This is a genomic window from Serratia sp. J2 (assembly GCF_046269175.1).
GTDB lineage: Bacteria > Pseudomonadota > Gammaproteobacteria > Enterobacterales > Enterobacteriaceae > Chania > Chania fonticola_C.
In genome coordinates, this window is the sequence record NZ_JBKABN010000039.1 from 1 (window position 1) to 20,451 (window position 20,451).

Consider the following 20,451-nt stretch of genomic DNA (forward strand, 5'->3'; position numbering starts at 1 on the left):
TGTCCTGAGCGCGTAGTTAGCCCGTGCGGTTTCGGAAAGCAGAGGGTAAGAACAAGAAAGGCAAGATATTACGCAAAGCAATCAACTAGCTCTATCGGTTCCATTGGGAGAGGGTGAGAGGAGTAGACTGAAGACAACGCTCCTCACTACCGTATTAATATGTTTTCCTCTTCCGTATCGCCATCACCGGCCGCTCTGGCCTCCATCACCAGACTGCTTTCGCATAACCGTTCTTCCCTCCCTTCTCCAGAGCAGCGTGCCAGTACTTCGCGAATATCCATCATACTGCTGCTCAAGGCGCTGAGCGCTGGTTGCAATGTGCGGCTCATCTGGCTTTCGTCCAGGGTGGCGCTGTGCAGGTAGCCAGCAAACATCAGCGTGGCCAATAAGGTGATCAGACGGTGTTTTGACGATGTTAACAAGATGCCTGCTCCGAACAGTAAAATGGCGTGTGCGTATTAATAGCCATTCGGCGGCAGAAAGAAAGTCAGAGGAGATATCTGTTGGCAATCGGTTGAAGATAATTACCAACAGAAATAATTTCGTCAGGTTACGTCAGGGGGTATTGGGCGCGGGCTGCAGGTTTGCCAGCATGCTGCGCATGTCGTTGCCGCTTGGCGTCTGGTGAATGCGCAAATCGAATTCGCCGATCGCCGCCAGCAGATGATCGAAGATATCCGATTGAATCCCTTCGTATTCTGCCCACACCGTCGTGTTGGTAAAGGCGTAAATCTCCAGCGGTAACCCTTCCGGCGTTGGCGCCAGTTGGCGCACCATCAGCGTCATATTCTGGTGGATACCCGGGTGCGAACGTAAATAAGCCACCAGATAGGCGCGCAGGGTACCGACGTTGGTCAGGCGGCGGCCGTTAAGCGGCGAACTTAGGTCCACCTCGCTCTGCTGATTGTACTTACCCAGTTCCTGGGTTTTATCGTTCAGATAGCGTTGCAACAGGGGGTTGCGGTTGAGGCGTTCCCGCTCCTCTGACGTCAGGAAGTGCACGCTGGTGGTGTCGATATTGATGCTGCGCTTGATGCGGCGGCCACCGGATTCAGACATCGAACGCCAGTTCTTGAACGAATCAGAGATCAGTGCGTAGGTGGGAATGGTGGTGACGGTGTTGTCCCAGTTTCTGACCTTGACCGTGGTCAAGCCGATATCGGTCACCGCACCGTCGGCACCGTATTTGGGCATCTCCAGCCAATCGCCAATTTTCAGCATATCGTTGGCCGAAAGCTGGATCCCGGCGACCAGGCCAAGAATGGGATCTTTAAACACCAACATCAAGACGGCCGTCATGGCCCCTAAACCGCTGAGTAACAATAGCGGTGAGCGCCCCATCAGCAGTGAGATGATCATGATGCCAATAAAGATGGCGGCGACCAGTTTCACCCCCTGAAAGATGCCACGCAGCGGGAGTTGGTTGGCAAGCGGGCTTTGGCGCATCAGAGTCAACAGCGTGTCGAGCAGTGAGAACAACGTCAGCAGGGAGAATAACAGGATCCACACCTGCGCCGCAGTGACGATAATTGCCTGAGTCTGGCTGCCATTATGCAGCCACAGCACCGCCTGCACATTGATGATCACCCCTTGCAGCAGTAGGGCGGCACGCTGGAAGAGTTTATGTTGGGTGATGGCCTGCTGCCAGAGATGTTGTGAATGTTGGCCACGGCGCTGGATAGCGGTCAGCACCACGCGGTGCAGCACCAGATGGATCACCACGGAAATCAGTGCGATCAGCCCAAGCACCATCGCCAGCGACACCATGTCGGTGAATTCCAGCCCAATGCTTTCCAGCCATTGTCTTATTTGTTGTTGCATACCCGCTCCCTCCAAACTACGTAAAAAACATCCAATAAAGCTAAAACCCGTTAGCCTAAAGCTTATCGGGCATGATATGTGTCTGTTTACCCACTTTTACATTGTAAATCAGCATCTCCACCCCTCGGCTCATCCCCGAGTTTATGACTGAAAGAGGAGGGAGAAAGGTGCTCAACGTGGCATGGTGCGTGGCATTGCATTCGTCGTCGATTGGGTTTGCTACAACAGGAGAAAATTCATGCTAAACGCCTGGCATCAGCCGGTTCCACCCTTTGTGGTGAATAAGGGGCAGCGTCTGGAGATCGCTTTGTGGTTACAAAGTGATGAGTTGCCTGAACAGGTTTTTTTACGCGTCGAGCCAGACAATGAAGAGTGGTTGCTGATCATGAAGCCTAAGGCGGTAGAGGGGCTCTGGCGCTACCAGGCCAGCCTGACGCTGCACGAAGGTGAACCGGTACGGCGCTACTGTTTTAAACTGCTGTGGGCCGATCGTCAGCAGTGGTTTGGCCCGCAGGGCTGGTCGCTGACCCCTCCGGGGCAGCTGGCACAGTTTGCCGTAGATGAACCAGATAGCAGCCCAGGTTGGGTGGCCGATCAGGTGTTTTATCAGATTTTCCCCGATCGCTTTGCCAGCAGCGGCGGGGAGCATGGCATCCAGAGTGGCAGTTATCACCATCATGCCGCCGGAAGTGATGTGATACGTCGTGACTGGCAACATCCGCTTGAGGATGAGCACGCTGCTTCGACTTTCTATGGTGGCGATCTGGATGGCATCAGCGAGAAGCTGCCCTACTTGCAGCGGCTTGGTGTCACCGCCCTGTATCTGAACCCGATTTTCACCTCACCCAGCGTCCATAAGTACGATACCGAAGATTACTATCAGGTCGACCCCTATTTTGGCGGTAATGACGCCTTGCTGCGTTTGCGAGTAAGCACTCACAAGGTGGGAATGAAACTGGTGCTGGACGGCGTATTTAACCACACCGGAGATTCCCATCCCTGGTTTGATCGTTATCAACAGGCAGAGGGGGGGGCGTGCCATCATCCCGATTCCCCTTATCGTGGCTGGTTCAACTTCTACCCGGACGGTAACGTGCTGAGTTGGAAGGGCAATACCAATCTGCCCAAGCTCAACTTTGCCGAACCGCAGGTGGTCGATACTATTTATCGGGCGGACAACAGCGTGGTACGCCATTGGTTACGCCCGCCGTACAGCATCGACGGCTGGCGGTTGGACGTGGTGCATATGCTGGGGGAAAACGGCGGTGCAGCGGGGAACCTACATCACCTGGCCGGAATGTATCAGGCAATCAAGCAAGAGAACCCAGATGCCTATGTGCTGGGCGAACATTTTGGTGACGCGCGTCGCTGGCTGCATGCCGGGGTTGAAGACGCCGCCATGAACTATATGGGCTTTGCCTTGCCGGTTAGGGCGTTTCTGGCCGGTGTCGACGTGGCTTATCATCCGGTGCTGCTGGATGCGGCAGACTGTGCGCAGTGGATGGACGGTTACCGGGCCGGATTGCCCCATAACCGCCAACTGATCCAGTTCAATCAGTTAGATAGCCACGACACGGCGCGTTTCTTGACCTTGCTGGATAACAATCCGCGCCGTATGCAGATGGCGGCGGTATGGCTGCTGGCGTGGATTGGCGTGCCTTGCCTGTATTACGGTGATGAAATTGGTCTGGATGGCGGCAACGATCCCTTCTGCCGTAAGACGTTCCCTTGGGACGAAAGCCAATGGGATCGGCCACTGTTGGCCTTGTTCAGCCGCCTGACGGCACTGCGTAAGCAGAGTAAGGCGTTACGCCGTGGCGGCTGCCAGGTGCTGTATGCGCAAGGGGAGACGCTGGTGTTTGTGCGTACTTACCAGCGGGAGCAGGTACTGGTGGCGTTGCAGCGCAACGATAGTGGAGACGTTGAACTGCCTTATAGCCCGCTGTTGCGAGAGGGTAAATGGCAGCTAGTGGAAGGGGAAGGCGAACGGATTGCGCAGGAAGGTGGCTTGCGGTTGCAGTTGGCAGCCGAGTCGGCCAGCGTGTGGCGGCTACGTAGCTGACGTTTGCTAAAGGTTTACCCGCCAATCGGCGGGTAAACCTGATTCGTCAGTATCCCACTGCAGATCCAGCCGGACGGCGTACGTCATTGGCTCCGTACAGGTAGCCTTCACGTACGCGTCCAGAAACGGCAGAATCATTACCCGAGTTGGCCGGGCTGACACCCGCGGCGCCTGGTAATCCCACCAAAATCAGCTCTGCGGCGCCCCAAGGGGTTTGCTCAACCATCTTGTAGCCCATCTCCTTGAGGATTTTCAGCGTATCAGCAGAGACACCGCGTTGCTCGTAATAGACCTCATCCGGCAACCATTGATGATGGATCCTCGGGGCATCCACTGCTTCCTGCGGGGCCATGCCATGATCGATCACGTTCAGCGCAGTTTGTAGCGTGATGGTAATGATACGTGAACCGCCCGGCGAGCCGAGCACCATAAAGATTTTGTTGTCTTTGGTCACCAGCGTAGGGCTCATGGAGGATAGTGGGCGCTTACCGGGGGCGATGGCGTTGGCCGTTCCCTGCACCAGGCCATAGAGATTCTTCTCACCGACCTTGACGGTAAAATCATCCATCTCATCGTTGAGGAAGAAGCCGGTGCCCGGTGCGATCACCACGGCACCAAAACGGCCGTTGACGGTATAGGTGGTTGATACAGCATTCCCTTCATGATCGACAATCGAATAGTGGGTGGTTTCCGGCTTTTCGTGCGGCTCCATCCCCGGTTGTACATTGACGGAAGGCGTAGCCTGATTGGCGACGATTTTCTTACGGATCTCATCGGCGTAGCTTTTGCTCACCAGCCGATCGATCGGATTCTTGATAAACTCGGGGTCGCCGAGATAGGTATTGCGGTCCATATAAGCATGGCGCATCGCCTCGGTCATGGTGTGGATCGCCGCCGCTGAGTTAAAGCCCATGCTTTTCAGATCGTAACCCTCAACGATATTGAGGATCTCGCACAGCGTGACGCCGCCGGAGCTAGGCGGTGGCGCAGAGACGAATTTATAACCGCGATAGCTACAGGTTATCGGCGTAGCCTCGGTCACTTTGTAGTTGGCGAAGTCGGCGGCGGTGAGAATGCCTCCCCCCTGTTTGGCAGCAGCTTCAACCGCCTGCGGGATTTTTCCCTGATAGAACGCGGAGGGGCCTTCTTTGGCGATGGCTTCCAGCGTGTTAGCCAGGTCAGTTTGCACCAGGCGATCGCCCGGTTGCAGCGCAGAACCGTCTTTACGCAGGAAGATTTTGGCTGACTCCGGGTCTTGCTTGAAGCGTGCGACGGTGGTGTCGAGAATATCGGTATCGGCCCGCGTCAGGATAAAGCCCTCACGGGCCAGCCTGATGGCCGGTTCCATCACCTGTTCGCGGCTCAGCTTGCCGTACTTTTTACGTGCGGTCTCCATCCCCAGCACCGTTCCCGGTACGCCAGCGGCCAGATAACCGTACAGGCTGGCGTCTTTTTTCACCTTGCCTTGCGCATCCAGATACATGTCGGCACTGGCCGCCGCCGGAGCGGTTTCACGGAAGTTGATAAAGGTATCGGTGCCATCGGCCAGATGCAGAGTCATGAAACCGCCGCCGCCGATATTGCCGCAGCAAGGGTTAACTACCGCCTGGGCATAGCCAACCGCGACCGCAGCATCCACCGCGTTGCCCCCCATCTTGAGAATATCTACGCCGACCTGTGAGGCCAGATGCTGCGAGGTGACCACCATGCCATTTTGCGCTTCCACCGCCGGGTTTGAGGCGGCATATAGCTGGCTGCTGACCAGCAAGGCTGCCAAGGTCAGCGGTTGACTCCATTTTTGCAAAAACATAACGACTCCTGTGTTGATCCCTGTGTTTTTATTTGTCCCGCCGGTGTTGCAAAGCGCAGGCCAACCTATGAAGAGTAGCTATGGATAGGGAATACGACGGTAGGAGGAGTGAAAAATGTGAAGCGAAACAGGGGAGTATTGCACTGGAGGGGAGCGGTTGCACCGATTTTGGGCATAAAAAAAACCGGCCAGCAGGGCTGACCGGTTCTGACACTTACAGGCTGAAATTACAGCTTGGAAGCGTTCTCAGACAGGTATTTAGCTACGCCGTCTGGAGATGCGCCCATACCTGCTTTGCCTTTTTCCCACTGAGCTGGGCACACTTCGCCGTGCTCTTCGTGGAATTGCAGCGCGTCAACGGTACGGATCATTTCGTCGATGTTACGGCCGATTGGCAGGTCGTTGACGATCTGGGAACGAACAATGCCGTTCTTGTCGATCAGGAAAGAACCACGCAGGGCAACGCCCGCTTCTGGGTGTTCGATGCCGTAAGCTTTCTGAATTTCGCGCTTAACGTCAGCAACCATTGCGTATTTCACTTCACCGATGCCGCCTTTGTCGACAGGGGTTTTACGCCATGCGTTATGGACGAATTCTGAGTCGAAGGAAACGCCTACAACTTCAACGCCGCGCTTCTGGAACTCTTCATAGCGGTGATCGAAAGCGATCAGCTCAGAAGGACATACGAAGGTGAAGTCCATCGGCCAGAAGAACAGTACGGCTGGTTTGCCGTTCAGGTGCTTCTTCAGGTTGAAGTTTTCTACGATTTCGCCATTGCCTAAAACGGCTGCAGCGGTGAAGTCAGGGGCTTGACGAGTTACCAGGACCATAATTACTCCTGTAATAGTAGTTCAATGGGTTGATGTAAAAGCAGGGGCCAGTATAAGGGCCACCACTCGGTGAGGGAAGGGTGAAAGACCAATCAATGAGATAGCTTCCACCTATCAAACCGAGAGAATAAATTTAGCAGTCTTTCAAAATAACCTTTTCGTACAAAAGGGCAAGGACAAAAAGCCACATTCCGTTAACTGAATGAGTAATAGGGCTTTTTATCCAGCGATCACAATGACTTGTTTCTGGCCTGTTCCATCATTCGGGGATAAAACTGCCAGAACTGTGTTTCAAGCTGATGATACTGGTGCTCCACGTCGGCAAAGGAGCCAGCCAGTGCGGCCAGTCGTGGACGGCGGCTAGCCATGCCCTCTAATACATCGCCGATAAACGGTAGCTCGGCGTAACGCTCCAACCAGCGTTCGGGCCAAAGATAGCTGTTCAGGTTCTGGAAGCGCTGTGGCGTTTGCGGCAGATGCGGCACAATCAGGTTACGAGCTTGCTGGGTGAAGCTCTGCAAGCTGCACGTCGGCTCAAGCTGTTGCCAGTGGCGGGCCAGAAAGTGATCCCAAACCACGTCGAGCGTAATGGGGGCGACGCGGCGGAATTGCGGGCTGAAATAGTCGCGGCAGGCTTTGACTTCCGGTTGGATATCGGTCAAAACATCGACGCGCCGATGCATCATGATGCCAGCCACTACCGCTGGGTCGTAATCACCTGCGGGGTTGCCGCGCACGAAATCGGCGAGCAGGTTGCCAAGCAGCGAGCTTTCCGCAAGCTGGGCCAAATGGAGATGAGCGAGAAAATTCATCTGCCAACTATAACCCAAGTCATGCAATTCCTCCTTATTCCTTGCTGCTTGTCGCCCGCGGCTTTAGACTGTACCGCCTGTTTTTTCCCAATTAGCTAGCTGAAGAAGTGAATACCCATGCGCGTCGCCGATTTTTCTTTTGAGCTCCCCGAGTCTTTGATTGCCCGCTATCCACAGCCTGAGCGTAGCGGTTGCCGTTTGCTGCAGTTGGACGGGCCAAGCGGAGGCCTGACGCACGGCGTGTTCACCGATCTGCTGGATAACCTGGAAGCGGGCGATCTGCTGGTGTTCAACAATACCCGCGTGATCCCTGCGCGCCTGTTTGGCCGTAAGGTCAGCGGCGGCAAGATAGAAGTGCTGGTCGAGCGGGTGTTGGACGATCATCGGGTACTGGCCCATGTACGTGCCTCCAAATCACCCAAGCCGGGCACCGAACTGCTGCTGGGCGATGACGAAAGCATTGCCGCCACCATGGTCGCGCGCCATGACACGCTGTTCGAACTGCGCTTTAACGACGATCGTGACGTGTTCACTATCCTTAACGCGGTGGGCCATATGCCACTGCCACCGTATATCGATCGCCCGGATGAAGACGCCGACCGCGAACTGTATCAGACCGTCTACAGCGAAAAGCCGGGTGCCGTAGCGGCCCCGACGGCGGGCCTGCATTTTGATGAGCCGCTGTTGGCCGCGTTGCGCGCCAAGGGCATTGAGATGGCGTTTGTCACCTTGCACGTTGGCGCTGGCACCTTCCAGCCGGTGCGGGTGGAAACCATTGAAGAGCATGTGATGCATGCGGAGTATGCAGAAGTGCCGCAGGATGTGGTGGATGCGGTATTAGCCTGTAAGGCGCGCGGCAAAAGGGTGGTTGCCGTGGGCACCACTTCGGTGCGTTCGCTGGAAAGCGCGGCCAATGCTTGCCAGGATGCGCTGATCGCGCCCTTCTTCGGCGATACCAGCATCTTTATCTATCCGGGATATCACTATCAGGTGATCGATGCGCTGGTAACCAACTTCCACCTGCCAGAATCCACCCTGATCATGCTGGTCTCGGCGTTTGCCGGCTATAAAAACACCATGAACGCCTATCATCAGGCGGTGGCTGAGAAGTACCGGTTCTTCAGCTACGGCGATGCCATGTTTATCAGCCGTAATCCACTGGCGGAAAGCGAATCCGTCGGGGAATAAATTCCCGGGCTACGCACACTGCGTGGTCCTGTTTTAATGACGTCAGACTGTATCTCTGACGCTGGAGGTTTTGTGAAGTACGAATTACAGACAACCGATGGCCGTGCTCGTCGCGGCCGCCTGGTCTTTGAGCGTGGCGTAGTGGAAACCCCGGCCTTTATGCCAGTGGGGACCTATGGCACGGTCAAAGGCATGACGCCGGAAGAAGTGAAAGACACCGGTGCGCAGATCCTGTTGGGTAACACCTTCCACCTGTGGCTGCGCCCAGGGCAGGAGATCATGAAGCTGCACGGCGATCTGCATGACTTTATGCAGTGGCACGGGCCGATCCTGACCGACTCCGGTGGTTTCCAGGTGTTCAGCCTGGGGGCAATGCGCAAGATTAAAGAGGAAGGCGTTTATTTCCGTAATCCGATCAACGGCGATAAGGTGTTCCTCAGCCCGGAAAAATCGATGGAGATCCAGTACGATCTGGGATCAGACATCGTGATGATTTTCGACGAATGCACGCCTTACCCGGCGGATTGGGACTATGCCAAGCGTTCGATGGAAATGTCTCTGCGTTGGGCACAGCGCAGCCGCCAGCGTTTTGATGAACTGAATAACAACAATGCGTTATTCGGCATTATCCAAGGCGGTGTTTACGAAGATTTACGTGATGTATCGGTAAAAGGGCTGGTGGAGATCGGCTTTGATGGTTACGCTGTGGGCGGTTTGGCGGTAGGTGAGCCAAAAGAGGATATGCATCGCATTCTTGAACACGTTTGCCCACAAATTCCAGAAGATAAGCCACGCTATCTGATGGGGGTTGGCAAGCCGGAAGATCTGGTTGAAGGCGTGCGTCGCGGCATCGACATGTTTGACTGCGTGATGCCAACGCGTAATGCCCGTAACGGCCATTTGTTCGTGACGGATGGTGTGGTAAAAATCCGTAATGCCAAGCATAAGGATGATACTTCCACGCTGGACAGTGAGTGCGATTGCTATACTTGTCGCCATTATAGTCGTGCCTATTTGCATCATCTCGATCGCTGCAACGAAATTCTCGGTGCGCGATTGAACACCATCCATAACTTGCGCTATTACCAACGTTTGATGGCGGGTTTACGCCAGGCCATTGAAGAGGGTAAATTAGAGCTGTTTGTGGCGGATTTCTATGGTCGGATCGGCAAACCGATACCACCTTTAAACGCTTGAATTGATAATTGATAAATTAATGAGGGAATTTTAATGAGCTTTTTCATTTCCGATGCAGTGGCAGCAGCAGGGGCTCCATCTCAGGGTAGCCCGTACTCTCTGATCATTATGCTGGTGGTGTTTGGTCTGATTTTCTATTTCATGATCCTGCGCCCACAGCAGAAACGTGCTAAAGAGCACAAAAAACTGATGGACTCCATCGGCAAGGGTGATGAAGTGTTGACCACCGGTGGTCTGATTGGCCGTGTCACTAAAGTGGCAGATACCGGTATTATTGCCATCGCGCTGAATGACACCACGGAAGTGATGATCAAGCGTGACTTCGTGGCGGCCGTTCTGCCGAAAGGTACTATGAAGGCCCTGTAATTTTGTTTTCCCTAAGGGAACTGCCGTGCTAAACCGTTATCCTCTGTGGAAGTATCTGATGTTGATCGTGGTGATCCTCGTCGGACTGCTATATGCGCTTCCCAACATTTACGGAGAGGATCCGGCCGTACAGATCACTGGCGCGCGCGGAGTCGCCGCCAGTGAAACTACGCTGGACCAAGTCCGTACTGTATTAGAAAAAGACAATATTGCGAGCAAGTCGATTGCGCTGGAAAACGGTGCCATCCTGGCTCGCTTTAAAGATCCTGACGTTCAGCTGCGCGCCCGTGAAGCCTTGATGGCGGAACTGGGTGACAAATATGTCGTCGCATTGAACCTCGCCCCGGCAACGCCTGCCTGGCTGGCGATGCTCAACGCCGAGCCGATGAAGCTGGGTCTGGATTTACGTGGTGGCGTGCACTTCCTGATGGAAGTCGACATGGACACCGCGCTGAGCAAGTTGCAAGAACAAACTATGGATACCCTGCGCAGCGAATTGCGTGAAAAGGGCATTCCTTACGCTGCGATCCGCAAGTTGGACAACAACGGCGTGGAAGTCCGCTTCCGTGACGACGCCGCTCGCGACCAGGCCATCAGCTACATGACGCCACGTCAGCGCGATCTGGTGCTTTCTGCCAATGGTAGCAACACCCTGAAAGCAACGATGACCGACGCTCGCCTGAGCGAAGCGCGTGAGTATGCGGTGCAGCAGAACATTACCATCCTGCGTAATCGTGTTAACCAGCTCGGCGTTGCCGAACCGTTGGTACAGCGCCAGGGTGCCGATCGTATCGTTGTTGAGTTGCCGGGTATCCAGGATACGGCACGCGCCAAAGAAATTTTGGGTGCGACCGCTACGCTGGAATTCCGTCTGGTAAATACCAACGCGGATGCGACCGCTGCGGCCAATGGCCGTGTACCGGGTGACTCCGAGGTGAAATACACCCGTGAAGGCCAACCGGTTGTGCTGTACAAGCGCGTCATCCTGACCGGTGACCACATTACAGACTCCACCTCCAGCACCGATGAGTACAACCAGCCGCAGGTAAATATCTCGCTGGACAGCGCTGGCGGTACTGCCATGTCCAACTTCACCAAAGACAGCATTGGTAAACCAATGGCAACGCTGTTCGTGGAGTATAAAGACAGCGGCAAGAAGGATGCTAACGGCCGTTCCGTGCTGGTGAAGCAGGAAGAAGTGATCAACGTGGCGAACATTCAGTCACGTCTGGGTAACAGCTTCCGTATCACCGGTATCAGCAACCCGAACGAAGCACGTCAGCTGTCGCTGCTGCTGCGTGCCGGTGCGTTGATTGCGCCTATCCAGATCGTGGAAGAGCGGACCATTGGTCCAACCTTGGGGCAACAGAACATCACCCAGGGCCTGGAAGCTTGCCTATGGGGCCTGGTGGCTTCGATCGTCTTTATGGTGGTCTGGTACCGCAAGTTTGGCCTGATCGCCTCTACCGCGCTGATGGCTAACCTGGTGCTGATCGTTGGCGTGATGTCTCTGCTACCAGGGGCGACGCTGACCATGCCGGGGATTGCCGGGATCGTGCTGACGCTGGCGGTGGCGGTTGATGCCAACGTACTGATAAACGAACGTATCAAGGAGGAACTGAAGAATGGACGATCCATTCAGCAGGCCATCCATGAGGGCTATAAAGGCGCGTTCTCCAGTATCGTTGATGCCAACGTCACGACGTTGATCACCGCGATCATTCTGTACGCAGTCGGTACCGGTTCGATCAAGGGCTTTGCAATTACCACCGCAATCGGTGTGGCGACGTCCATGTTCACCGCGATTGTCGGTACCCGTGCCATCGTCAACCTGCTTTACGGCGGCAAGCGCATTAACAAGCTGTCTATCTGAGGAGTGCGTTGTGGCACAGGATTATACTGTTGAACAACTCAACTACGGCCGTAAAGTCTATGACTTTATGCGCTGGGATTACCTGGCCTTCGGCATCTCTTTGGTGCTGTTGGTAGCGTCGATCGCCACCATGTCCGTGCGTGGGTTTAACTGGGGTCTGGATTTCACCGGTGGTACGGTGATTGAAATTACCCTGGAGCAACCCGCGAATCTGGACCTGATGCGCGATACGTTGGAAAAAGCCGGGTTCCAGGACCCGATTATCCAGAACTTTGGCAGCAGCCGTGACGTGATGGTGCGTATGCCACCGGCGGTCGGTACCGCAGGCCAGGAACTGGGTAACAAAGTTATTGGCGTGATCAACGAATCCGTCGATAAGAATGCGTCCGTCAAGCGTATTGAATTCGTTGGCCCGAGCGTAGGGGCAGAACTGGCACAAACCGGCGGCATGGCGCTGCTGGTGGCGTTGATCTGTATCCTGATTTACGTGGGCTTCCGTTTTGAATGGCGCTTGGCCGCGGGGGCCGTTATCGCCCTGGCGCACGACGTGGTCATCACCATGGGCGTGCTGTCGCTGTTCCATATCGAGATTGACCTGACCATCGTGGCATCCTTGATGTCGGTGATCGGTTACTCGCTGAACGACAGTATCGTGGTTTCTGACCGTATTCGTGAGAACTTCCGCAAGATCCGTCGCGGTACGCCTTATGAAATCATGAACGTCTCGCTGACGCAGACGCTGAGCCGTACCATCATGACCTCCGCCACTACGCTGATGGTGGTTCTGATGCTGTACATCTTCGGCGGCGCGATGCTGCAGGGCTTCTCCCTGACCATGCTGATCGGTGTGTCTATCGGTACCATATCCTCTATCTACGTCGCCTCTGCGCTGGCGTTGAAACTGGGTATGAAACGCGAACACATGCTGCAGCAGAAAGTGGAGAAAGAGGGCGCCGATCAGCCTTCGATCCTGCCGTGATTGCCCGGTGTGTGGCTGAATAAGCCACGCACCGTCTGAACCAGATGCCGGTCAGTTTACTCTGCCCGGCATTTTTTTTGCTCCTGCGTCGCCAACAGGTTCAATGAGCTTACCAATTCCGCTAGGCTGGTGGCCTGCATCTTCTCCATCACTTTAGAGCGGTGTACCTCTACGGTGCGTACGGCGACGAAGTAACGATCGGCGATGGCCTTGTTGGTCATACCGGCGGCAACGGCGCTGGCGATATCACGCTCGCGTGAGGTCAGCGTACTGAAACGCTGTTGTAACTGGTAGCGCTCCACCTGACGTTGAGAATGGGCGATCCCCTGTTCCAGTGCGTCGATCAGCGGTGCGGTAGCAATCGGCTTTTGCAGGAAATCCAACGCACCCAATTTCATCTCCGCTACGGCCATGGCGATATCGCCATGGCCGGTAACGATCACCACCGCCAGCGTACTTTCACGCTCACGTAGCCGCTGATGGATTTGCTGCCCATCGATCCCCGGCATGCGAATATCCAGCATTACGACGCCGCATTGGTAAGGGGCGACTTGGTCGATAAAGGTTTGGCTGTCGTTCCAGATCTTCACCCGATAGTCCAGCCCTTCGAGTAAAAAGCGGCTGGCGTCGGTGACCGCCAGATCGTCATCGACCAGATGTATCAGCGCCATGGCATGTTTCCTTCTTGATCCCAGGGAAGTGCAGGGTAACGCGTAGCCCCTGCCGTTGTGGCGATATCGAATAATTTTCCAGCGTCAGCTCACCCTGTTGGCTTCTTAGCAGCCGCTGGCAGATCACCAGCCCCAGGCCAAGTCCTTCCGATTTAGTGCTGCGAAAAGGCACGAACGGCTGTGCTAACTGTTCGGCGCTGAGGCCGCCGCCATCGTCTTCCAGTATCAGCGTCTGCCGATCGCCATCGGTTTCCAGCCGCAGGGTGATCTGCTGGGAACCGGCCTGCAGGCTGTTGCTTAACAAGTTGGTGAGCACCTGCTCCAACAGCGTAGCCTGGCTATACAACTGGCTTTTCGGGGCGATGATGACGACCAAACGGCACTGAGGGTAATGCTGTTCGATGCGCATCAGCTTGATAACGTTTTCCACCAGAGGGCGCAGCGTTAGCCATTGTGCGCTTTCATGGTGTGGCGTTTTGCTGACCCATTGGCGCAGATTGACGATGGTTTCTGCCCCTCGCTGCGCCTGTTGGCCAATCTGTTCGAGGATCGGTAACAGCTCGTGCTGCGGATCGCTGCGCTCAAGGCGAATACGGCAGCCTTCGGCATAGTGGCGTATTGCCGCCAGAGGCTGGTTAAGTTCGTGAGCGAAACCGGAAGCCATCTCACCCAGGGTGCTGAGGCGTTGCGCACGGGCTAGCGCTGCTTCTCTGGCCCGCAGCGTCGTATGCATTTGTTCTAGCTCGCGCCCACGCTGGCGTACCAGGTGGCCGATCCACAGATGGTTAGCGCCCAGTAGTAGCATGCCCCCGGCGAGCGCGCCAAGCAGGAGCAGATGTTGCAATGCCCAACTGTGTATCTCTTGCCAGAGTGAACGCTGTGCTGGATGGCGATCCAGATCGCGTAGCAGAAGGTCCACCTGGCGGGATGAGGCGGGTGCGCCCCAGGCTGGGAGATCTGGGGTATTCATTTGCAACAGTTGGCGGGTCAGCTCATCGACCAGGGGATCGGGCACATGGTTCAAGGCGGCAAATGACCAGTTGGGATAAAGCACGCTGCTGGTCAGGCAGGGCTGCGTGCTGGGTTTGGCCAGCAGGGCACGGTAATCACTGGCCTTTAGTAATCCCTCTTTCCCCATCTCTTCCAGCAGGCAAACCGGCACTATGGCCGCGTCCAGCGCCTTATCGCGCAGCAGATAAAGCAGGGCGTCCACGGGATAACCGCTGAAGTGCAGTTGCAGATCTTTTTCCGGATGTACGCCAGCGGCCAGTAGCTCCTTATAGCCCAGCAGATAGCCGCCAAAAGCGTCAGGGGAGACCGCGCCCACTTTTTTACCGGTGAGCTGAGTAGCCTTGGTTACGGTGCTATCGCGGCGTACCAATATCACGCTGCCTATCACGTTGTTTGAGGCATTCTGCTGATTTTTGCTGGAGCGTAAGGACACCAACCAGCGTAACGGGTAACTATTGTCCAACTGAATATACTGCGCCGGGTTGGTGAGCAGAAAATCGACCTGGCCGTTGCTGACGGCTTCCCCCATATCGGCCAGGTTCAGCGGCAACAGTTGAAAGCTTTCGTCTGGGAACTGACGATTGAGATGGTTAATTAACGGCTGCCATTGGGCCAGGGCATGTGTATCGCCGCGTAATGCCAGCACGGCGATGGTCCATTGCCCTGCCCAGACCGGGCTCAACCAGCCGCATAGCAAGATCATCAGCACTGCTTTTTTCACATCATCTCCATTTTTATGATCTCGATCGCCCGCCAGAATTGTCCTGGATCAAGCCGCAGTAGGGAATGTGGTAAACCACAATATGGGCGGTCGTACGCCACTTTTACACTCCTTTGTATCAGCTCCCCGGTTGATACTTTTTGGGAGAAATCAATGGATAGTGGAAAACGGCAATTTTTACAACGCCTCGGTGTCCTGACGGCGGGTGCCGCGTTGGTACCGCTGGCGCACTCCGGCTGGCAACTGCAACCCGAGCGGCGTGAAGGCGACGGCAAAAAGCGAATGGCGATGTTGATCGATCTGCGCCGCTGTATTGGCTGCCAGGCCTGCACGGTTAGCTGTGCGGTAGAGAATCAGCTGCCACAGGGGCAGTTTCGCACCACTGTACTGCAGTATCAGGTCGTCACGGATAGCCAGCGCATCCCCACCAACGTGCTGCTACCGCGCCTATGCAATCACTGCGATAACCCGCCTTGCGTGCCGGTCTGCCCGGTTCAGGCGACCTTCCAGCGTCAGGACGGTATTGTGGTGATTGATAACACCCGCTGCGTCGGCTGCGCCTACTGTGTGCAAGCCTGCCCCTATGAGGCGCGCTTTATTAACCATGAAACCCAAACCGCGGATAAATGCACCTTCTGCGTCCACCGCCTGGATGCCGGGCTGTTGCCTGCCTGCGTTGAATCCTGTGTCGGCGGTGCGCGCATGATCGGCGATCTTAACGATGAACAAGGCACCTTGAGGCGCACGCTGGAGCAGCATCGTGGGGAGCTAAAGGTGTTGAAACCCGAGCAGGGGACGCACCCACAGGTGTTTTATCTGGGGCTGGATGAGGCATTTGTCAGCCATGTCCGGGGACAACCGGCGCTGTGGCAGGAGGTACACTCATGATCCGCGAAGTGATGGCTCGCCCGCAGGAGATCGCCTGGTTGCCCTGGGCGGTACAGTATTTCTTTTTCATCGGTCTGGCATGTAGCAGTGTTGCTATTGCGGCTTGGCTACGCTGGCGTTCAGCGTCTGAGGCAACTAGGCTGGAGATGGCTGCCGTTTCGCTGGCGGTGGTGAGCGGCACCGTGGCCCCGTTGGCCCTGAGTGCGGATTTACATCAGCCCGCTCGAATCTGGCACTTCTATGCCCATTTCGCACCTTGGTCGTGGATGTCTCTTGGCTCGGTATTTTTACCGCTGTTTACCCTGCTGGTAGTGGCCTATTTCATTTTGCTGCTGCGTTGCCAACTGAGGGCAAAAGCCCTGCCGTTCTGGGCGCGATGGTTACAAATCTCGCCCGCATGGCAAGAGCAGAAATGGTTACGTTGGGTGGCATTGGCCACGCTGCTTTCAGCCGTCAGCATCCTGCTCTATACCGGCCGCGAAGTGTCCGTGCTGCGTTCACAACCGCTGTGGTACAGCCTGTGGTTACCTTGGCTATTGCTGCTTACTGCTATGCAGGCCGTTCCGCCAATGCTGGCCTATTGGTTACGCCATGAACCTCACTGGCAGCCTCGTTTGGCGCGCTATCAAGGGCTTTCTCTATTGTTGCTTTGCCTCTCCAGCCTGGGCTGGTGGTTGGACGGTAGTGACTCCGCTGCTGCGCTGCGTCAGTTGCCTGTTCAGGGGAGCGCCTGGTCACTGGTTGGCAGCGCATTTGCCGTTTTGATCCTGCTGTTGATAGTTTCGGCTTGGCGATCGCGTCGTAGGGTGCTAGGGGCGACAGGTCTGTTAGCACAATGCTTGGCTGCGTTGCTGCTCTGTTGGGGCGTGCGCTGGATGCTGCTGATGCAAACCCAGACGCTGCCCAAGTTCACTATATTGCTCAACCCCTATGTGTTACCGCTCGGCAGCGAGGGGCTATTGGCCATTCTCGGCACTTTTGGGCTGTGGCTGGCATTAATCATCGGGGTTCGTGAATTACAGCATGGGTTGATGGAGAAAAAAAACTATGGCTAAGTCAACGCGTCGTCAGTGGTTGAAAGGCGGGCTCGCTTTGGGTGGGCTGGCCGTGTTTGGTGCCAGCTACAGCGAAATGGTGCAGAAGGTGTTTACCGGCCTGCGTGATGGCAGCAGTGGAAAACTGACGCTGGATCGGATCAGTGCCAATGCGTTACCGCCAGAAGGCCGCCAACATCCCGAAGGCTGGCAGGCCAATCCGCAGCAGGCCGTTTCCATGACGCAATGTTTTGGCTGCTGGACGCTGTGCGGCCTGCGGGTGCGGGTCGATCGCGACAGCAATCAGATACTGCGCGTGGCGGGTAACCCTTATCATCCGCTGTCGCACGATCACCATTTTCCTTATCGTTTACCAGTGAGTGATGCACTCAACCGGCTAGGTGGTGATGCCGGTTTGGAACAGCGCTCAACCGCCTGTGCTCGCGGTGCTACTCTGCTGGAAGGGCTGACCAGCCCGTACCGGGTGCTTGAACCGATGAAGCGGGTAGGGCCGCGCGGTGGCGGGCAGTGGCAGCGCATCAGTTTTGAACAGTTGATCAAGGAAGTAGTTGAAGGTGGCGATCTGTTTGGTGAAGGGCCGGTGGAGGGATTACGGGCCATCCGCGATTTGCAAACGCCACTCGATCCGGCACAGCCAACGCTCGGGCCGAAGGCTAACCAGCTGCTGGTCACCAACGCAGGTGATGAGGGGCGGGATACCTTTATCAAACGTTTTGCGCAAAACGCCTTCGGCACGCGCAACTTTGGCCATCATGGCGCTTACTGTGGTCTAGCCTACCGGGCAGGTTCCGGGGCGCTGATGGGCGATCTGGACAAAAACGCCCATGTGAAACCCGACTGGGATCATCTGCGTTTTGCACTGTTTCTGGGGACGTCACCCGCACAGTCCGGTAATCCGTTCAAACGGCAGGGGCGTCAGTTAGCCAATGCCCGCCTGCGCGATGAGTTCCGCTACGTGGTGGTGGCCCCGGCACTGCCGTTAACCACTACGTTGGCCAACGATCACAACCGCTGGGTGCCGGTGCTGCCGGGGACTGACTCCGCACTGGCGATGGGCATGATCCGCTGGATTATCGACCAGGAGCGTTATAACGCCGATTATCTGGCGTTACCTGGCGAGGCGGCCATGCAGGCGGCCGGTGAAAAAAGCTGGTCGAATGCCACCCATCTGGTGGTGAACGATGACGATCATCCCCTCTGTGGGCAGTTCCTGCGTAAGTCACATCTGTTAGGTCGGGCTGGCGATGATGAGGAAAGCCCTGCTTTGGTATGGGACGCACAGCGAGGCGAACCACTGCCCGCTACCGCGGCCATGTGTGGGCAACTGCTGGTTGAGCAGCAGGTTCAACTGGCGGATGGCTCATCGGTGCAGGTGCGCTCAAGCTTCCGTTGTCTGCAACTGGCGGCGCAACGCTTTACGCTGGCGGAATACAGCGCCCAGTGTGGCGTTAGTGCTGAAACCATTGCGGCGTTGGCCAAGGAGTTTACGTCCTACCAGCGGCAGGCGGCAGTGATCTCCCATGGCGGCATGATGAGTGGCAACGGTTTCTACAGTAGCTGGGCGGTGATGATGCTCAATGCGCTGATCGGTAACCTTAATCTCAAGGGTGGCGTCTCGGTTGGCGGCGGCAAGTTCAAGGAGTTTGCCGAAGGGCCACGCTACAATCTCGCCACTTTCCCAGACATGGTGAAGCCGAAAGGATTAGTGCTGTCGCGTAGTAAGCAGGCGTACGAAAAATCGGATGAGTATCGTCGTAAGGTGGAACAAGGCGTCAACCCTTATCCGGCGCGGGGGCCGTGGTATCCCTTTGTGGCAGGTCAGTTTACCGAGCAGCTGGCTCCGGCGCTGATGGGATACCCTTATCCGCTGAAAGCCTGGATCAATCACATGGGCAATCCGCTCTACGGTGTAGCGGGGTTGCGTGACGTGGTGGAGAGCAGGCTGAAGGATCCGCAGCATCTGCCGCTGTTTATTTCCGTTGACGCCTTTATTAACGAAACCAGCGCGTTGGCGGACTATATCGTGCCGGATACCCACAATTTTGAAAGCTGGGGATTTACCTCCCCCTGGTCTGGCGTAATGGTCAAGGCAAGTACCGCTCGTTGGCCAGTGGTGCCAGCGCGCACAGCCAAGACGGCGGATGGGCAGCCGATCGCGCTGGAGAGCTTTGTTATTGCGCTCTCGAAGGCCATGGGGTTGCCGGGCTTCGGCGACGGGGCGTTGCAGGATGCGCAAGGTACCCCTTGCGGGCTGCATTGTGCCGAAGATTACTACCTGCGCGCAGCAGCCAACGTGGCATTTGCCGGTGAGCCAGTGCCTGAGGCGACGGAGAGTGAGTTGCGCCTGACCGGTGTCGATCGTCTGCAACCGGCGCTGAATCAGGTATTAAAACCGGATGAGCGGCTGCGGGTGGGCTATATGCTGGCGCGTGGTGGTCGTTTCGCCCCCCATGAGCAGGCTTGGCAAGGGGAGGAGACCGGCCCGCAGTGGAAGCAGGGGCTGAATATCTGGAACGAGGAGGTAGCACGCCACCGCCATGCTATGACCGGGGAGCGCTATAGCGGCTGTCCAACTTATTATCCACCGCGTTTTGCCGACGGTTCCGACGTGGCGCAGCACTATCCGAGTGAAGCGTGGCCGTTCCGGCTGATGTCGTTCAAGTCGCACCTGATGAGCAGCTCTACCGCCCCTATTGAGCGTTTGCGGGCCGTGAAGGCGGTTAATCTGGTCGCGCTCAACCCGATAGATGCCGAGCGCTATGGGCTACAACATGGCGACCGTGTCAGGTTGCAGACGCCAGGCGGCAGCGTGGAAGCGCAAATCAGCTTGCTCGACGGGGTCATGCCGGGCGTAATTGCCATTGAACACGGCTATGGGCATCGTGAAATGGGGGCTCGGGTTCATTCGCTGGATGGGCAGGCTTTGGCGGCGGATCCACGCATTGCCGCAGGGATCAACCTCAACGATCTGGGGCTGGCCGATCCGACTCGTGAAGTCGGCAATAGCTGGCTGGACTGGGTTAGCGGGGCGGCGGTAAGGCAGGGATTACCGGCGAAGCTGCAGCGTTTGGGATAGCTGAGATACTTTAAAACGGGCGCAGCATGCGGCGCCCTACGGTAGAATATGTGCGATCTCAAGTGGCTGGTTTGTCAGCAATCTGATTCCC

At 56.2% G+C, this 20,451-nt stretch carries 16 protein-coding genes; 9 read left to right on the plus strand and 7 right to left on the minus strand.

Annotated elements, in window-relative coordinates:
- Positions 1–146: 146 nt before the first annotated feature.
- Together ACKWMY_RS25685 and ACKWMY_RS25690 are read right to left on the minus strand one after the other, a co-directional pair.
- Positions 147–422: a hypothetical protein gene (locus tag ACKWMY_RS25685; protein ID WP_024528661.1), complete on the minus strand. Its 276-nt coding sequence runs from the start codon at positions 420–422 to the stop codon at positions 147–149.
- Positions 423–555: 133 nt separating this feature from the next.
- Complete coding sequence (locus tag ACKWMY_RS25690; RefSeq protein WP_409487332.1) at positions 556–1,821, minus strand: mechanosensitive ion channel family protein; 1,266 nt, start codon at positions 1,819–1,821, stop codon at positions 556–558.
- 238 nt (positions 1,822–2,059) lie between these two features.
- Here ACKWMY_RS25690 and malZ point away from each other — a divergent pair, with 238 nt between their 5' ends.
- On the plus strand, positions 2,060–3,883 hold the full coding sequence (malZ, locus tag ACKWMY_RS25695) for a maltodextrin glucosidase (protein ID WP_409487333.1): 1,824 nt from the start codon (positions 2,060–2,062) through the stop codon (positions 3,881–3,883).
- 46 nt (positions 3,884–3,929) lie between these two features.
- On the opposite strand, the gene ggt is transcribed toward malZ, so the two are convergent.
- The 3 genes from ggt to ACKWMY_RS25710 form a co-directional block, all read right to left on the minus strand.
- The gene (ggt, locus tag ACKWMY_RS25700; RefSeq protein ID WP_211136003.1) at positions 3,930–5,693 is read right to left on the minus strand and encodes a gamma-glutamyltransferase; all 1,764 of its coding nucleotides are present in this window, start codon (positions 5,691–5,693) and stop codon (positions 3,930–3,932) included.
- Between the two features lie 227 nt (positions 5,694–5,920).
- Positions 5,921–6,523: a peroxiredoxin C gene (locus tag ACKWMY_RS25705; protein ID WP_024483916.1), complete on the minus strand. Its 603-nt coding sequence runs from the start codon at positions 6,521–6,523 to the stop codon at positions 5,921–5,923.
- 230 nt (positions 6,524–6,753) lie between these two features.
- The gene (locus tag ACKWMY_RS25710) at positions 6,754–7,335 is read right to left on the minus strand and encodes an ACP phosphodiesterase (protein WP_024528658.1); all 582 of its coding nucleotides are present in this window, start codon (positions 7,333–7,335) and stop codon (positions 6,754–6,756) included.
- A 117-nt stretch (positions 7,336–7,452) separates the two neighbouring features.
- Here ACKWMY_RS25710 and queA point away from each other — a divergent pair, with 117 nt between their 5' ends.
- The 5 genes from queA (at position 7,453) to secF (ending at position 12,938) form a co-directional block, all read left to right on the plus strand.
- On the plus strand, positions 7,453–8,523 hold the full coding sequence (gene queA / locus ACKWMY_RS25715; protein WP_308870586.1) for a tRNA preQ1(34) S-adenosylmethionine ribosyltransferase-isomerase QueA: 1,071 nt from the start codon (positions 7,453–7,455) through the stop codon (positions 8,521–8,523).
- Positions 8,524–8,595: 72 nt separating this feature from the next.
- Positions 8,596–9,720 (plus strand): tRNA guanosine(34) transglycosylase Tgt, encoded by a 1,125-nt coding sequence (gene tgt / locus ACKWMY_RS25720; protein WP_021805505.1) that lies wholly within the window; start codon positions 8,596–8,598, stop codon positions 9,718–9,720.
- A 33-nt stretch (positions 9,721–9,753) separates the two neighbouring features.
- Complete coding sequence (gene yajC, locus ACKWMY_RS25725) at positions 9,754–10,086, plus strand: preprotein translocase subunit YajC (protein ID WP_021180200.1); 333 nt, start codon at positions 9,754–9,756, stop codon at positions 10,084–10,086.
- A 25-nt stretch (positions 10,087–10,111) separates the two neighbouring features.
- A complete protein-coding gene (gene secD, locus ACKWMY_RS25730; protein ID WP_024528656.1) occupies positions 10,112–11,959 on the plus strand; it encodes a protein translocase subunit SecD in 1,848 nt (615 codons plus the stop codon).
- Between the two features lie 10 nt (positions 11,960–11,969).
- The gene (secF, locus tag ACKWMY_RS25735; RefSeq protein ID WP_024528655.1) at positions 11,970–12,938 is read left to right on the plus strand and encodes a protein translocase subunit SecF; all 969 of its coding nucleotides are present in this window, start codon (positions 11,970–11,972) and stop codon (positions 12,936–12,938) included.
- A gap of 56 nt (positions 12,939–12,994) precedes the next feature.
- Here the strand turns inward: secF and ttrR are convergent, their stop codons facing one another.
- Both ttrR and ttrS read right to left on the minus strand, forming a co-directional pair.
- Positions 12,995–13,609 carry a tetrathionate respiration response regulator TtrR gene (gene ttrR, locus ACKWMY_RS25740; protein ID WP_409487334.1) on the minus strand — a complete coding sequence of 205 codons (615 nt, stop codon included), beginning with the start codon at positions 13,607–13,609 and terminating at the stop codon, positions 12,995–12,997.
- Complete coding sequence (gene ttrS, locus ACKWMY_RS25745) at positions 13,584–15,323, minus strand: tetrathionate respiration histidine kinase TtrS (RefSeq protein WP_409487339.1); 1,740 nt, start codon at positions 15,321–15,323, stop codon at positions 13,584–13,586. The genes ttrR and ttrS overlap by 26 nt, the downstream gene beginning before the upstream one ends.
- Before the next feature lie 171 nt (positions 15,324–15,494).
- On the opposite strand from ttrS, the gene ttrB reads away from it, so the two are divergent.
- The 3 genes from ttrB to ttrA are packed head-to-tail and all read left to right on the plus strand — an operon-like array spanning position 15,495 to position 20,360.
- Positions 15,495–16,229, plus strand: coding sequence for a tetrathionate reductase subunit TtrB (gene ttrB, locus ACKWMY_RS25750; RefSeq protein WP_024528652.1), 735 nt, complete (start codon positions 15,495–15,497; stop codon positions 16,227–16,229).
- Complete coding sequence (gene ttrC, locus ACKWMY_RS25755; protein WP_409487335.1) at positions 16,226–17,284, plus strand: tetrathionate reductase subunit TtrC; 1,059 nt, start codon at positions 16,226–16,228, stop codon at positions 17,282–17,284. The genes ttrB and ttrC overlap by 4 nt, the downstream gene beginning before the upstream one ends.
- Positions 17,277–20,360 carry a tetrathionate reductase subunit TtrA gene (gene ttrA / locus ACKWMY_RS25760; protein ID WP_409487336.1) on the plus strand — a complete coding sequence of 1,028 codons (3,084 nt, stop codon included), beginning with the start codon at positions 17,277–17,279 and terminating at the stop codon, positions 20,358–20,360. Before ttrC ends, ttrA begins: the two co-directional genes overlap by 8 nt.
- The last annotated feature ends 91 nt before the right edge of the window (positions 20,361–20,451 follow it).

Bases quoted from the DNA above. Each gene is read 5' to 3' on its own strand.
- malZ (WP_409487333.1), top strand. From the start codon at position 2,060: ATGCTAAACGCCTGGCATCAGCCGGTTCCACCCTTTGTGGTGAATAAG.
- ttrR (WP_409487334.1), bottom strand. From the start codon at position 13,609: ATGGCGCTGATACATCTGGTCGATGACGATCTGGCGGTCACCGACGCC.
- ttrS (WP_409487339.1), bottom strand. From the start codon at position 15,323: ATGATCTTGCTATGCGGCTGGTTGAGCCCGGTCTGGGCAGGGCAATGG.
- yajC (WP_021180200.1), top strand. From the start codon at position 9,754: ATGAGCTTTTTCATTTCCGATGCAGTGGCAGCAGCAGGGGCTCCATCT.
- ACKWMY_RS25705 (WP_024483916.1), bottom strand. From the start codon at position 6,523: ATGGTCCTGGTAACTCGTCAAGCCCCTGACTTCACCGCTGCAGCCGTT.
- ttrB (WP_024528652.1), top strand. From the start codon at position 15,495: ATGGATAGTGGAAAACGGCAATTTTTACAACGCCTCGGTGTCCTGACG.
- ttrC (WP_409487335.1), top strand. From the start codon at position 16,226: ATGATCCGCGAAGTGATGGCTCGCCCGCAGGAGATCGCCTGGTTGCCC.
- ACKWMY_RS25690 (WP_409487332.1), bottom strand. From the start codon at position 1,821: ATGCAACAACAAATAAGACAATGGCTGGAAAGCATTGGGCTGGAATTC.
- ttrA (WP_409487336.1), top strand. From the start codon at position 17,277: ATGGCTAAGTCAACGCGTCGTCAGTGGTTGAAAGGCGGGCTCGCTTTG.
- ACKWMY_RS25710 (WP_024528658.1), bottom strand. From the start codon at position 7,335: ATGAATTTTCTCGCTCATCTCCATTTGGCCCAGCTTGCGGAAAGCTCG.
- queA (WP_308870586.1), top strand. From the start codon at position 7,453: ATGCGCGTCGCCGATTTTTCTTTTGAGCTCCCCGAGTCTTTGATTGCC.
- ggt (WP_211136003.1), bottom strand. From the start codon at position 5,693: ATGTTTTTGCAAAAATGGAGTCAACCGCTGACCTTGGCAGCCTTGCTG.